The sequence below is a fragment of the Achromobacter sp. K91 genome, from assembly GCF_003576205.1.
Lineage (GTDB): Bacteria > Pseudomonadota > Gammaproteobacteria > Burkholderiales > Burkholderiaceae_B > Achromobacter > Achromobacter aegrifaciens.
Genome location: NZ_QWFB01000018.1, coordinates 1 through 13,671 on the forward strand (window position 1 = coordinate 1; position 13,671 = coordinate 13,671).

Sequence of the window (13,671 nt, forward strand, 5' to 3'; positions counted from 1 at the left end):
AGATGTGTATAAGAGACAGCCGTCATCCAGATGCCTGCCGACGTGGTCAGCCCGCGGATCTCGCGCTCGTCGCTCAGCTTGATGATGGCGCCCGCGCCCAGGAAGCCGATGCCGGCGATCACGCCCTGCAGCACGCGGCTCAGGTCGCCGACTTCCATGCCGCCTTGCAGCGGCACCAGCACGAAGATCGCCGCCCCCAGCGCCACCAGCATGTGGGTGCGCAAGCCGGCGTCCTTGCCGCTGCGCTCCCGCTCATAACCCAACAGGCCGCCCAGCAGCATGGCCATGCCCAGGCGCAGCACGATGCGGGTCGCCTCGCCCACATCGGGGATGTCGGCGAATTCGCTGCGCACGGTGGACCAGATTTCCAGCCAGATTTCCGTCATCGCCGTCCCCTCATGGGAAATGGTCGGACCAGCATAGCAGGCGCCGCGCGACGGCTGCCATGCTGCGCACGCACTGGCACATGTGGGCACAACTGGTTTACAACCGACCTGGCGTCGCGCGGCATCGCGGACGGAAACGACCGGAGGGTTACATGGATTTGCAGCTAGACGGTAAACGCGTGCTCATCACGGGCGCATCCAAGGGCATAGGCCTAGCCTGCGCGCTGGCCTTCGCCCGCGAAGGCGCCGAACCGATACTGGTGGCGCGCGACGACGCGGCGCTGCGCACGGCGGCCGAGGCCATACGCGATGCGACCGGGAAGCAGGCGCGGGCCGTCACGCTGGACCTGGCCCAATCCGGCGCGGCGCAACGCCTGAGCCAGGAAGCGGGCGATATCGACATCCTGGTGAACAACGCAGGCGCGGTGCCGGGCGGCGCGCTGGACCAGGTGCAGGACGAGCGCTGGCGCGCGGGCTGGGAACTGAAAGTCCACGGCTACATCGACCTCGCCCGCCACTACTACCCGCGCATGCGCGACGCCGGCGCGGGCGTCATCGCCAACATCATCGGCATGGCGGGCTCCGCGCCGCGCGCCGACTACATCTGCGGCGCGGCGGGCAATGCCTCGCTCATCGCCTTCACTCGCGCCCTGGGCGGGGATGCGCCGCGCCACGGCGTGCGCGTCTTCGGCGTGAATCCTTCGCGCACCCGCACCGACCGCGTGCTGACGCTGGCCAAACAGCGCGCCCAGGCGCGCTGGGGCGACGAAAACCGCTGGCAGGAGACGCTGTCGGACCTGCCTTTCGGACGCCTGATGGAACCTGGTGAAGTGGCCGACATGATCGTCTTCGGCGCCTCGCCGCGCGCGGGCTACCTGAGCGGCACGGTGATAGACCTGGACGGCGGCGAGCAGTACGCGCGTTGAAGCCCGTCCCGCATGCCTGGCCCTAGGCGGCCTGGCGCCAGCCCGCCAGCAGACCGGGCAAGGCGGCCATGTCGGTGAACACGTGGGCCACGCCCACGCCGCGCAAGGCTTCGGCGCCGCTATGCCCGTTGGCATCGGGGCTGTAGCCGAACACAGTAGCGCCGGCGGCCACCCCAGCCGTGGCGCCGGTCACCGTGTCTTCCACGATGGCGCAACGCCGAGGGTCCACGCCCAGCGCCTGCGCAGCGGCCAGGTAAACGTCCGGATAGGGCTTGCTGCGCGGCATTTCGTGGCCGCTGAAGACCCGCTCGCGAAAGCAGTCGGCAATGCCGACCTTGGCCAGCTGCAGCTCCACCTTGCGGCGGTCCGCGCCCGAGGCCACGGCGATGCGGCCGTCCAAGGCCACGTGCAAGGCCCGCACCGCGTCCGGCGCGCCGGGGATCTCGACCAGGTCGCGGTCCAGCGCGGCATTGCGGCGCTGGCGGAACTGATCGAACCAGTCCGGCGTGATCGTGGCGCCCGTGCGCGATTCGATCAGCGGCAGTTCGTCCCTGACGGCCTTGCCCGTGAAGATCTGCATGGTTTCCGCATGCGTGATGCCCCAGCCCAACTCATTGAGCATGTCGGTCAGCACGCGGCTGGTGATGGGTTCGGAATCGACCAGGACGCCGTCGCAGTCGAACAGCACGGCATCGAAGGGAAAATCAGTCATTGCAGCAACGTCGGGAATGTCCATGAAGCCGGTAAGCATACTGCAGGCCTCCTGCGCGACGCAGGAGGCTCACCTGGCATCAAATTCCGACAGACCTGATCCGCAACGGCGGGCCATGATCCCGCCGGCGCCGAGCGCACTGGACGCCGTCATGCGCTGAGCCCGCGACGGACGGGCTCCAGGCGACTTCGGCGCGGACCTCGAGGCATCCGTCCCAGTTTTCTATAATTGCATTTTGACAATTCAATATGCAAAATGGCGGTCATGCATATCCCTGCCGCCACGCCCCTTCACGCCGTCTTCACCCTCAATGACGCCCGCCATACCTGCCTGGACCTGCCCGGCATGTACGGCGCCCAGTACTTCCGCCTGCCTGTAGTGCTGCGGCTGCTGCTGGAAAACGCGCTGCGCAACATGCACGACGCGGAGCGCGACGCGGCCGCCGCGGCGCTGTTCGGCTGGCTGGAGCACGGCACCAGCGAAGCCGAGATCGCCTTCCAGCCCGGACGCGTGCTGATGCACGACACCACCAGCACCCCGGCCCTGGTCGACATCGCCGCGATGCGCGATGCGCTGGCCGAGGCCGGCGTGGATCCTTCCGCGCTGAATCCCGTGCTGCCCGTGGACGTGTCGGTAGACCATTCGCTGGCGGTGCAGTCCTATGCGCGCGCCGACGCCGCGGAATTGAATCTGGACCTGGAGCTGCGCCGCAACGCCGAGCGCTACCGCTTCCTGCGCTGGGCATCCAAGGCCCTGTCCAATGTGCGCATCCATCCGCCAGGCACCGGCATCATGCACACCATCAACCTGGAACAGCTGGCGACCGTGGTTTGCGGGCAGGAAGAGGCCGACGGCATCGCGCTGCATCCGGACATGATGATAGGTACCGACAGCCACACGCCCATGGTCAACGGCATCGGCGTGCTGGGCTGGGGCGTGGGCGGCCTGGAGGCGCAGACGGTGATGTTCGGCATGCCCACGCTGCTGCGCATTCCGGACGTGATCGGCGTGCGGCTGACCGGCGCGCTGAGCGCGGGAGTCAGCGCGACCGACCTGGCGCTGACCGTGACGCAGCGCCTGCGCGAGATCCAGGTGTCCGGCGAATTCGTGGAGTTCTTCGGACCCGGCGTGGCCACGCTGCCGGCCGGCAGCCGCTGCGTGGTGGCCAACATGGCGCCCGAGTACGGCGCCACCACGGGCTACTTTCCCATCGACAGGCAGACGCTGGCCTATCTGCGCCAGACGGGCCGGCCCGAGACGCTGATCGCGCAGGTACAGGCCTACGCCGAGCGCGCCGGCATCGCCTATGACCCCGCTGCCGAGCCGCGCTACACCCGCGTCGTCGACATCGCGCTGGACCGCGTGCAGATGCATGTGGCCGGTCCGCGTCGGCCGCAGGACCTGCATCCCTACGGACACACCAAGGCCATCCTGGCCGGCTTGGCGGACGCGCCGGCAGTCCCTGCGCGCGGCCTGCCCCGCTACGCCGTGGCGATCGCAGCCATCACCAGCTGCACCAATACCTCGGATCCACGGCAGCTGTCCGCAGCTGGCCTGCTGGCCCGCAAGGCGCGCCAGGCCGGCCTGCGCGTGCCCGCCTGGGTGAAAACCTCATTGGCTCCCGGCTCGCCCGCGGCGGCGGCGTATCTCGCGCGCGCCGGGCTGCTGGAAGATCTGGCCGCCGTGGGCTTCGACATCGTGGGCTACGGCTGCACCACCTGCATCGGCAATTCCGGCCCCCTCCCCGAGCCCGTCCGCGCGGCCATGGCGGCGGGCGCGGTCCATCCCGTGGCGGTGCTGTCCGGCAACCGCAATTTCGCTGGCCGCATCCATCCGGACCTGGACCTGGGCTTTCTCATGTCGCCGGCGCTGGTCATCGCCTACGCGTTGGCGGGCGACGCCGAACGCGACCTGAGCTGCGAACCCGTGCAGACCGCCCCCGACGGCCGCGCCATCCATCTGCGCGAGCTCTGGCCTGACGACGCGGAGATAGACGCCGCGCTGGCCGCCGGCCAGCAGCCCGCCGATTACCGCCAGGCCTTCCGGATCGCCAGCGCCAACCCGGCATGGCATGCGCTGCAATCGCCGGACTCGGCGCGCTTTCCCTGGGACCCCGCCTCCACCGCGCTGCGCCGCCCGCCGTTCGCCAGCACCGAAGCGGCCGGCCAGTTGGGCCGCTACACCGCGCATCCCCTGCTGGTGCTGGGCGACGACGTGACCACCGATCACCTGTCGCCCGCCAGCGCCATTCCGCCGGACAGCCTGATCGCCGACTTCCTGGTCGAACGCGGCGACGACCGCAACGACCTGAACGTCTTCGCATCGCGCCGCGGCAACTGGCAGGTCATGCTGCGCGCCGCGTTCTACAGCAAGAGCCTCGTCAATCTGCTCATACCCGAAGCGCCGGTTGGCCACACCCTGCATGCGCCCAGCGGCCGGGTGGAGCCGATCTGGGAGGCCGCCGGCCGCTACGCCCGGGCCGGCCAGCCCGTGGTCCTGGTGGCAGGCGAACGCTATGGCACGGGTTCCTCGCGCGACTGGGCCGCCAAAGGACAGCGCCTGCTGGGCATCCGCTGCGTGCTGGCGGTCAGCTTCGAACGCATCCACCGCTCCAACCTGATCGGCATGGGCATCCTGCCCTTGCGCCTGCCCGCCGGCGTCACGCCAGCAACGCTGCGCATCCGGCCCGGCGACCGGATCGAGATCGATGCCCCGGCCGCCGCGCTGACGCCGCGCATGCCCGTGGCCGTGCGCCTCTTGCGCGCCGGCGGCACCGCCGAGACGCTACAGGCGACGGCGGCGGTCGAGACCCGGCTGGAAGTCAGGCTGCTGCGCATGGGCGGCGTCATTCCCGCTATCCTCTCGGACACCATCCATTCCGCCGTCCGCAACGCATGAGCGCCCAATCCAATACCGCCGCGAAAATCCTGGCGCTGATCCAGGCAGACCGCCTGCCCGCGGGCGCGCACCTGACCGCGCAGAAGATCGCCGACCGGCTGCGCCTGTCGCGCTCGCCGGTCAACGACGCGCTGGGCATCCTGGAGCAACGCGGCGTCGTCTCGCGCAAGCCCAACCGCGGCTACTTCCTGGAACGGGATCACGCCGCGCTGGCGGACTTGCACGGGGACCTGGCGCCGCCCTCCGTCGACGACATCGTCACGCACAGCTACTTCAAGCTGGCCGACGAACTGCTGCGCGGCGAACTGCCCATGCAATGCAGCGAAGCGCTGCTGCGCGCCCGCTATGGCCTGACGGCGGCGCAGACCCAAGCCCTGCTGGGCCGCATCGCGCAGGAAGGCTGGGCAGAGCGGCGGCCCGGCTATGGCTGGGAATTTTCATCCATGATGACCACCCCTGACAGCCTGCTGCAGTCCTACCGCCTGCGGCTGGCGCTGGAACCGGCCGCGCTGCTCGAACCGGGATTTCACATCGACAAACAGGTGCTGGCGCGTTGCCGCGCGGCCGAAAAGCACCTGCTGGACGGCGGCATCGCCACCGACACCGCCGACCAGCTGCACGAGCGCGGCGTACGCTTCCATGAATCTCTGGTGGAGGCCTCGGGCAATCCCTTCTTCATCGACGCGATCAAGCGGGTGAACCGCGTGCGCCGGCTGCTTTCGTACCGATCCATGCAAGACCGCAGCCGCTACAAGCAGCATTGCGAACAGCACCTGGCCATCCTGGACCTGCTGGAACACGAACGCAACGAAGAGGCCGCGGCGCAGCTGGCGGAGCACCTGCGCAGCACGCTGGACAACCTGGCCCGCATCAGCGGGCTGCTGGCGTCCTAGCGCCGGTCAGAAGTCCATCGACGCGGATAGCATCAACGTGCGCGGCACCCCTTGGGAGATCGTGCCATACGAGGCCACGCCCGACCAGTAAGCCTTGTTGAACACGTTCACCACGTTGGCCCGCAGCGTGAGGTCCTTGCCATAGACCTTGGTGGCATAGCGTGCGCCCAGATCGAAGGTGGTCCACGATGGCACCGACTGGGTATTGGCCTGATTGATGTATTCGCTGCCGGTGTGCATCACGCTGCCGGTCAGGGTCAGGCCCGCGACCCAAGGCGTATCCCATTCCGCGCCCAGGTTCACCGACACCTTGGGCACGCCCACCGGCCGGTTGCCGACCAAAGCACTATTGCCGGCGCGCGTCAGCTCCGCGTCCAGCCAGGTCACGCCGCCCAGCAGGCGCAGGCCGCGCCACGGTTCGCCGGCCAGGTTCAGTTCCAGGCCCCGATTGCGCTGCTCGCTGTCCGCGCCGTACACGCCGTTGGTCAACTGGCCGCTGGGCTTGGTGATCTCGAACGCGCTCAGGGTCAGCATGGCGCTGTCCAGGTCCACCTTCACGCCCACTTCCTTCTGCCGGGCCTTGTAGGGCTTGAACACCTGGCCGGCGTTGGAGGCGGTGGCCGGCGCCACGTCGCCCTTGCTCAGGCCTTCGATGTAGTTGGCATACAGCGAGACATTGCTCCAGGGCTTGATGACGATGCCCGCCAGCGGCGTGGTCGCGCTTTCGTCATAGCTGACGGTGCGCGCGCCGGTCGTGGCATTGAAATTGCGGGATTGGACGCGCTGCTGGCGCACGCCCAGCGTAAGCTGCGCGCGCTCGTCCAGGATGCTGAGCGTATCGGCCAGCGCCAGGCCGGAAAGATCGGACGAGGAAATCTTGGGCACGTTGGCCGGCGCCGGGATATCTTGCTGCGGCCGCGTGATCGGATGGTAGATGTTCGACGTGAGCGGCGTACCCGTCACGCTGGCCTGCGAATTCCGGTCGCTGTACAGGCTGCCCATGAGGCTGATGGCATGGCGCACCGGGCCTGTGTCCAGCTTGGCGCGCAGGCCTGCGTTGTAGGTGCTGCGGTTGACTTCGAACCTGAAGTTGTTCGGCGTGACCACCGTGTCGCCCGCCGCGTTGACGATGGTGGGCGTCTGGTCCGACAGGCGCGCCACGTTCGTGTCCGAGCCGCCCGCGTCGGCGAATACCGTCAAGCGGTCGCTGATGTCGTACTCGACCCGCAGCAGGGCCGATTGCCCGTCTGACTTCCACCAGCCCCAGGGCTGGGTGGCGTTGCGCCGTCCATCTGCCGCATGCGGCACGTCGATGCCGGCGGCCAACAGGAACGGCCGCGTGGGCGCGTCGATCTTTTCATTCTGCGTCAGCAGGTCCAGCGAAGCGCGCAGCCGCTCGCCCTGGTAGTCCAGCGACAGGGCGCCGATGTCGGTGCGCGAATACAGATTGTCCAGCGGCGTATCGCCCTGGCGGTGCATGCCGTTGACGCGCACGCCCCATTCCCCGTCCTTGCCGAAGCGACGGCTCAGGTCCGCGCGCGCGCCCAATTGCGAGTCGCCCACATAGTCGGCGGACACGCGGCTCAGGTCCTGCGGCAGCGCCCGCTTGGGCACCATGTTGATCACGCCGCCCACGCCGCTGTTGGGCGACATGCCGTACAGCAGCGCGGCCGGCCCTTTCAGCACTTCGACCCGCTCGATGTAGTCGGTGAAGACGTGATAGTTGGGCGCCACGCCATAAACCCCGTCAAAGGCGATTTCGCCCAGGTTGCCTTCGCCGATGGGAAAGCCCCGGATGTAGAACGAGTCGGTCACGCCGCCGATCTGTCCGGTGAAACGCACCGAGGGTTCAACGTTCAGCGCGTCGGCCAGCGTGACCGCCTGACGGTTCGCCAACAGGTCCGAGGTGTAGTTGGTGACGTTGAACGGCGTATCCATCACGTCGCGGTTGCCCAGCAGGCCCAGGCGTCCGCCCCTGGCCACCTGGCCGCCCTCGTACTCCGCCGGCAGCGCGAAGGGAGCCGCAGCGGCACCGGCGACGGTGACCGCGGGCAGCACGGTGGCCGACTCGTCGGACCCCGACGGCAGCTTGCGCAGCGAATAGGCGCCGCCGCCCTGCTCCGACAAGCCATAGCCCGACCCCGACAGCAAACGGGAAAAGCCTTCCTTCACGGTGTAGTCGCCGTCCAGTCCGTTGCTGTGCAGTCCCGCCACCATGGCCGGATCGAACGACAGCGGCACGCCCGCGACGGCGGCGAACCGGGCCAGCGCATCGCCCAGCGGGCCTGCCGGGATCGCGTAGGACTTGCGCGCCGCCGCGCTGACGGCGTCGGCGGCCAGCGTTGGCGGCGTGGTCCCCGCCCCAGCCAGCAGGGCCAAGCCCATGCCGGCGGCCCGCAGCAGCGCCGCCAGCGGCGGCAGGACAGCTGTTCCACGGGCCGGGCATGGCGGACGGGAGATTCGGGAAACCATGAAGCTATCCTTCGTAAGGGTCTGGGTGGCGCGCGATACGCGGCGGTTCACCCGGTACACCGGACGAAGCGGGAAAAAGGTTCAGCCCGACTGCGATTAATTTGTAACGCCGACGCGGGCGGCAACCGTGGTCCAGTACGGCGTGATCCGGCTCACTCTCACGGGCAGGGTCTTTTCCAGCAACCGCAAGCTGGCATCGGTGTCGTTCAAGGGAAATGCCCCCGATACCCGCAGCCCTGCCACCGCCGGATCACAGCGCAACACGCCGCGGCGATACCGGCCCAGCTCATCCACCAGGTCCGCCAGGCGCCAGTCGCGCACGGCGAGCATGCCCTGCTCCCATGAGGCGGCCGTGGCGTCCACCGCCGCCTGGGGCCGCACCTCGCGCCCATTGAAGACGGTCTGCTGCCCGGCCGGCAGCACCGTGGCGCCGGCCCCCGCCGACTTGGGCCGGATCTCCACTGCGCCCTCGAACACCGCCACGCGCACGGCGTCGCCTTCGTCGCGCACCAGGAAGCGCGTGCCCAGCGCGCGTATCGCGCCTTGCGCGGTCTGGACGACAAAGGGCCGCTGCAGCTGTGGCGAGTCGCGGCCCGTGGTCAACAGGATTTCGCCCGCCCGTAGCCACAACGTGCGCTGCCTGGCGGTGTATTCGATATCGACCGCGCTGGCCGTGTTGAGCACCAGCTGCGTGCCGTCGGTCAGGTTCATGCGGCGCTGTTCGCCCGTCGCAGTGCGCGCATCCGCGCTCCATTCGCGCCAGGGCAGCTCGCGTCCGGCCAGCCAGGCCGCCGGTCCCAGCACCAGCAGGCCAGCCAGCGCCCGCAGCGCCTGCCGGCGTCGCGGGCGATCCAGCCGCCGCAAGGTATCGGCGGCGACACGCGGCGGCACCTGGCCGAATCCGCGCAGCATTTCTTCGGCACGCTGCCAGGCCGCGGCGTGCGCGGCGCTACGGCCGCGCCAGCGGTCGAAGGACTCGCAGTCCGCCGGCGACAAGGTCTCGGATTGGAAGCGCACCAGCCAGCCGGCCGCTTCCTTCAGGATGGCGGGATCGATCACGCGTCGGCCTGGCTTGCGATCAGGCATGCGGCCAGCGCCGCCTGCACATGGCGCTTGACCGTGGACAGCGACACGCCCAGGCTTTGCGCGATCGCGTCGTAGCCCATGCCGTCGAACTGCGACATCAGGAAGATCTCGCGCGTTTTGGCGGACAGCGTCCGCAACGCCGTATCGATGGCGCGCAAGGTTTCCAAAATCAGGGCGCGCGCTTCGGGCGAAGGCGCCTGCTGCTCGGGCAATTGCGCCAGCGCGGCCAGATAGGCCTCTTCCAGCGCCCGCCGGCGCCAGTGGTCCACCACCAAGCCCTTCGCAATGTGGGTCAGCAACGCGCGCGGCTCGGCGCCCACGTCCGTCCTGCGCCGCCCGGCCATCAGCCGCACGAAGGTATCGTGGGCCAGATCCGCCGCGTCGAAAGAATTGCCCAGCTTCCTGCGCAACCAGACCGACAGCCAGCCGTGGTGGTCACGATAGAGTTGCGCGACGGGATCGGCGGGCGGCGAGTCGGACGTAGGCAAGGCGCACCTGGCTATAGAATCTAAATAGGAACTATTTATATTCTAGCGTATCCCCCCACCCGCCATGGACGCGCCCGCGGCTACAGCGGCATGCCAGGCGCCGCACGGGTAATGCCTGGTAGCGGACAGGCCTGCCTATCCCGTCAGTAATCCATGGGAACGTGGCTTTGCGCCTCTCGCAGTTCCTGGATGTGGCGCTCGGCTTCCTGTCTTTCGACGGCTGGCGGCAAAGGGCGCCAGCTCACCATGTTGCCGGGCGTTTTCACCGGCATCCAACCCAGCACGCTGTACAGCGTGATGGCCGTGCATCCTGTGTCGTATCGCGTTTCGTAGTACCCCTGCCGGTCCGGCTTGGTATCGCCGGACGTCCAATCCAACTGAGACATCCACGTCTCCTCTTTCTGAAGCTTGTAGTCCCGCCACCGGGCGAACGACGCTTGATCGTATAGCGTCCCCGTGTGCCTGTGCTGCCACCTTGCGCCCGCTTTGCAATTCTTGATAGAGGGGAATCCCTGACATTCTGTTAGGCGTCGATTGCTAAACCTGGAAAAGCGGGGCTAGGATGTAGCAAAATATTCTTACAAACACGGGAGCGGGGGGTCTTCGCTTGCACGGACTATTGGGCGAACCGCCATGCCGAAACTGGCCCTGATGCGTTATCCAAAAGATCGGCTGGCTGCGCTGGCGGGCGCGAGCGCGCTGCGCGCCATACGCGAGGGCCTGCTCTGGACCCTGCCGTGCCTGCTGGTCACGGCGCTGTTCCTGGTGCTGTCCGTCGTCGCCCGGCAACTGGGCCTGCCAGCCGCCGTCGTGGAACTGCTGACCGCCGTCCACGACAAGCTGACGAACCTCATGCCTATCCTGGCCGGCACATCCATCGGCTACATGCTGTCGTTCCGCCATCGGGTGCCGCATCTGCCCACCGCGTTCCTGTGCCTGTCCTACGTGATGATCGCCGACGGCCTGATGGCGCCCTACCCCCAGGCCGCCGCCACCCTGGTTCTGTTCATCGCCATCGTTTCGCCCTTGTTGACCGTGCCATTGATGGCGTGGCTGCACCGCCGCCGCTGGACCCAGCTGGCGCCCGACGGCGTTATCAGCGAAAACGTCCGCGACACGCTGAACATGGTCGTGCCGGGCCTGCTGACGGCCACCCTGGTCGTGCTGGCGTTGTCCGCCGCGCTGCAGATTCCCCCCGTGGCGCAATTCAACATCCCCTTGAGCCTGGCCTCGCTGGACAGCCCCTTCACCTCGGGCGCGCTGGTCGCCGGCCTGAATTCCCTGCTGTGGTTCTTCGGCATACACGGCTACCACGCGCTGGCTCCCCTGATGAGCGTCATGGACCAGGCGGTCATGCTGAATGCCGCCACCCAGTCCGCCGGCTACGAAGGCATGTATGCCTTGAACAGCACCCTTCTGGGCGCTTTCGTCTTCATCGGCGGATCGGGCGCGACGCTGTCGCTGGCGGTGGCCATGCTGGTGTTTGCGCGCGGCGAATCGCTGCGCCTGCTGGCGCTGGCCAGCCTGCCAGTGGCGCTGCTGAACGTGAATGAAATCCTGCTGTTCGGGCTGCCCCTGATCCTGAATCCGCGCCTGCTGGCGCCGTTCATCCTGGCGCCGGTGACCAACGCCATCCTCGCTTTGGCCGTCGTGCAGCTGGGCTGGCTGCCTTCCGCGACGACGACCCTGCCGCTGACCTCACCGGTGCTGTTCAACGCCTACATCGCGGCCGGCGGCAGCCTGGGCGGCGTGGCGCTGCAGCTGGTGCTGGTGGCGCTGGGCGCGTGTTTGTACGCGCCCTTTGTCGTCGCGCTGGAGCGACAGCGCCAGGAAAGCGCCACCGTCTACTTCAAATCGCTGGACACGACCTTCACCCGGTTGCAAGAAGAATCGCTGCTGTACGCGCACGATCCCGTGGTGCAGACCTACGCCGACCGCGCGCGCCGCAACGCCGAAAACACCCGCATCCGCGCCATCAGCCAATACGACTTCCATCTGGAGTTCCAGCCGCAGGTGTCATTGCGCAGTGGCCTGTGCACGGGCTGCGAAGCGCTGCTGCGCGCCACCGGCCCCGACGGCGCGCGGCAAACGCCGGTGGAATTCCTGCGCTGGCTGGCGCAGGCCGACCTGATGCGGGAGGTGGACCTGTGGGTGGCCAGGCAGGCCGTGCAGCAATGCCTGCAATGGCGCAAGCGCGACTTCGCCTTGCCGATGACCATCAACGTCACGGCCGGCACGCTGACGTCCGGCGACTACCTGGAGAAACTGATCAAGGTGCTGGCGCAGGCTGGCGGCCAGGTCTCGGTCGAGCTGACCGAGGACGCGCTGGTGGAGGACACGCAGGCGCTGCACACCGCCTTCGACCGCCTGCACGCAATAGGCGCCCGTATCTACATCGATGATTTCGGCACCGGCTATTCCGCCCTGAGCTATCTGCACCAGTTCGAAATCGACGCGGTCAAGATCGACCGCAGCTTCGTCGTGGCGCAAGACAGCGCCCGCGGCGCGCTGGTCCTGAACGGCCTGCTGCGCTTTTGCGAAGCGCTGAACCTGCAGATCGTGGTGGAAGGCGTGGAAACGGACCAGCAGCTGATGGCGCTGGAATCCCCCGCCGAGATCGTCGTGCAGGGGTGGTACTACAGCAAGGCATTGTCGGGCGACAGCCTCATGGACTACGCGCGGCAGCGTCAGGCTGCACCGCCGCTGCGGGCGCAGCCTGCGCCCGCGGCGCCTACTTGATGCCGATGAACGGCAGGGCCGCGTTCGGCACCTGCGTGGTCGGCAGCACGCCGTCCCACTTCTCCACCGCGTTCAAGCTCACAAGATTGGTGTTGGCGGCCAGGGCCTCGGCCTTGGCGCGGATCGCGGCCGCTTCGGCGTCGCCGCGCATGCGGATGCCGTCGGCCTCGGCCGTGAACTGCTGGCGGCGCGCGTCGGCTTCCGCCTTGGCCTTCACCACCTGGATTTCGGCGTTGATCATCGCCGTTTCCTTCTGCTGGCGGGTCGTCTCGATCTGCACCTGCGCCAGCATGCGCTGTTCGATCGAATGCTCATAGGCCTGCGAGAAGCCGACTTCCTCGATCTGCACGCCCACCACCTGCACCGGCGCGCCTTCCATCGTCTTGAGCACGGCAGTGTTCACGTCCTGGCCCAGCTTCTGGCGTTCCTGGATGGCGCGCACGGCGGTGTACTGGCCGAACACGTTCTTCACCGAATCCGGCGTCTTGCGCTCCAGCACGCGCATCTGCAGATTGCTGATGGTGCCGTACTCCGAGTACAGCTCGGCCACGTGCTCGGGCGGCACGCGATAGGTCACCGACACGCGTAGCGTGGCCGGCTGTTGGTCATAGCTGTAGGCTTCCAGCTTTTCAAACACGAACGTGTGGTCGCGCACCGACACCGTCATCACGTTGTCGATGAACGGCGTCTTGAAGTCCAGGCCCGGCTCCGACACGCGCACCAGCTTGCCGTTGCGCAGCACCACGCCGCGCTCGCCCTGATCGACCTGGAACCAGGAATCGAAAGCCAGGAACAGGATCAGCAAAAACAACACCGCCGTGATCAACGCGATCTTGAAACTACGCGGCTTTACGGCACCAATCGTCTTGACCATCTGGATATCTGTCGGCTTCACTTCGAATCCCTTTCTGATTTTGAACGTTTACGGTCCGAGAGCACGGCGGCGATGCCGCGCGCCAGCAAATAAGCGACCACGGCCGCCCCAACCAAGATCAGGAAATACCTCATCGTGCGTTCCCCCCCGGAAAATAAGCAGGGGATTCTATCGCGAGTGGAACATCAAACGAATTG

11 protein-coding genes are annotated in these 13,671 nt (G+C 67.6%); 4 read left to right on the plus strand and 7 right to left on the minus strand.

What is annotated here, in order from left to right:
* Positions 1 to 386 (minus strand): MgtC/SapB family protein (locus DXK93_RS04375; protein ID WP_147400219.1); only part of this gene is annotated, 386 nt, incomplete at its 3' end.
* Positions 387 to 538: 152 nt separating this feature from the next.
* Between DXK93_RS04375 and DXK93_RS04380 the strand changes: the two genes are divergently transcribed.
* Positions 539 to 1,312: an SDR family oxidoreductase gene (locus tag DXK93_RS04380; RefSeq protein WP_119449444.1), complete on the plus strand. Its 774-nt coding sequence runs from the start codon at positions 539 to 541 to the stop codon at positions 1,310 to 1,312.
* Positions 1,313 to 1,334: 22 nt separating this feature from the next.
* On the opposite strand, the gene DXK93_RS04385 is transcribed toward DXK93_RS04380, so the two are convergent.
* Positions 1,335 to 2,024 (minus strand): HAD family phosphatase, encoded by a 690-nt coding sequence (locus DXK93_RS04385; RefSeq protein WP_175160182.1) that lies wholly within the window; start codon positions 2,022 to 2,024, stop codon positions 1,335 to 1,337.
* Positions 2,025 to 2,288: 264 nt separating this feature from the next.
* Here DXK93_RS04385 and acnA point away from each other — a divergent pair, with 264 nt between their 5' ends.
* Together acnA and DXK93_RS04395 are read left to right on the plus strand one after the other, a co-directional pair.
* On the plus strand, positions 2,289 to 4,922 hold the full coding sequence (gene acnA / locus DXK93_RS04390) for an aconitate hydratase AcnA (protein WP_119449476.1): 2,634 nt from the start codon (positions 2,289 to 2,291) through the stop codon (positions 4,920 to 4,922).
* Positions 4,919 to 5,815, plus strand: a complete 897-nt coding sequence (locus tag DXK93_RS04395) for a GntR family transcriptional regulator (RefSeq protein ID WP_119449446.1) — start codon at positions 4,919 to 4,921, stop codon at positions 5,813 to 5,815. The genes acnA and DXK93_RS04395 overlap by 4 nt, the downstream gene beginning before the upstream one ends.
* Before the next feature lie 6 nt (positions 5,816 to 5,821).
* On the opposite strand, the gene DXK93_RS04400 is transcribed toward DXK93_RS04395, so the two are convergent.
* The 4 genes from DXK93_RS04400 to DXK93_RS04415 form a co-directional block, all read right to left on the minus strand.
* The gene (locus DXK93_RS04400; RefSeq protein WP_119449447.1) at positions 5,822 to 8,287 is read right to left on the minus strand and encodes a TonB-dependent receptor; all 2,466 of its coding nucleotides are present in this window, start codon (positions 8,285 to 8,287) and stop codon (positions 5,822 to 5,824) included.
* A 96-nt stretch (positions 8,288 to 8,383) separates the two neighbouring features.
* Positions 8,384 to 9,373 carry a FecR domain-containing protein gene (locus DXK93_RS04405; RefSeq protein ID WP_119449448.1) on the minus strand — a complete coding sequence of 330 codons (990 nt, stop codon included), beginning with the start codon at positions 9,371 to 9,373 and terminating at the stop codon, positions 8,384 to 8,386.
* A complete protein-coding gene (locus DXK93_RS04410) occupies positions 9,343 to 9,861 on the minus strand; it encodes a sigma-70 family RNA polymerase sigma factor (protein WP_054451692.1) in 519 nt (172 codons plus the stop codon). Before DXK93_RS04410 ends, DXK93_RS04405 begins: the two co-directional genes overlap by 31 nt.
* 143 nt (positions 9,862 to 10,004) lie before the next feature.
* Positions 10,005 to 10,247 (minus strand): hypothetical protein, encoded by a 243-nt coding sequence (locus DXK93_RS04415; protein WP_054451693.1) that lies wholly within the window; start codon positions 10,245 to 10,247, stop codon positions 10,005 to 10,007.
* A gap of 247 nt (positions 10,248 to 10,494) precedes the next feature.
* Here DXK93_RS04415 and DXK93_RS04420 point away from each other — a divergent pair, with 247 nt between their 5' ends.
* Complete coding sequence (locus DXK93_RS04420) at positions 10,495 to 12,600, plus strand: PTS sugar transporter subunit IIC/EAL domain-containing protein (protein ID WP_119449449.1); 2,106 nt, start codon at positions 10,495 to 10,497, stop codon at positions 12,598 to 12,600.
* Here the strand turns inward: DXK93_RS04420 and DXK93_RS04425 are convergent.
* Positions 12,593 to 13,474 (minus strand): prohibitin family protein, encoded by an 882-nt coding sequence (locus DXK93_RS04425; RefSeq protein ID WP_119449450.1) that lies wholly within the window; start codon positions 13,472 to 13,474, stop codon positions 12,593 to 12,595. The genes DXK93_RS04420 and DXK93_RS04425 overlap by 8 nt on opposite strands.
* Positions 13,475 to 13,671: the final 197 nt, after the last annotated feature.

Coding starts and splice junctions, on each gene's coding strand:
- DXK93_RS04380 (WP_119449444.1), top strand. CDS start 539: ATGGATTTGCAGCTAGACGGTAAACGCGTGCTCATCACGGGCGCATCC.
- DXK93_RS04385 (WP_175160182.1), bottom strand. CDS start 2,024: ATGACTGATTTTCCCTTCGATGCCGTGCTGTTCGACTGCGACGGCGTC.
- acnA (WP_119449476.1), top strand. CDS start 2,289: ATGCATATCCCTGCCGCCACGCCCCTTCACGCCGTCTTCACCCTCAAT.
- DXK93_RS04395 (WP_119449446.1), top strand. CDS start 4,919: ATGAGCGCCCAATCCAATACCGCCGCGAAAATCCTGGCGCTGATCCAG.
- DXK93_RS04400 (WP_119449447.1), bottom strand. CDS start 8,287: ATGGTTTCCCGAATCTCCCGTCCGCCATGCCCGGCCCGTGGAACAGCT.
- DXK93_RS04405 (WP_119449448.1), bottom strand. CDS start 9,373: ATGCCTGATCGCAAGCCAGGCCGACGCGTGATCGATCCCGCCATCCTG.
- DXK93_RS04415 (WP_054451693.1), bottom strand. CDS start 10,247: ATGTCTCAGTTGGATTGGACGTCCGGCGATACCAAGCCGGACCGGCAG.
- DXK93_RS04420 (WP_119449449.1), top strand. CDS start 10,495: ATGCCGAAACTGGCCCTGATGCGTTATCCAAAAGATCGGCTGGCTGCG.
- DXK93_RS04425 (WP_119449450.1), bottom strand. CDS start 13,474: ATGGTCAAGACGATTGGTGCCGTAAAGCCGCGTAGTTTCAAGATCGCG.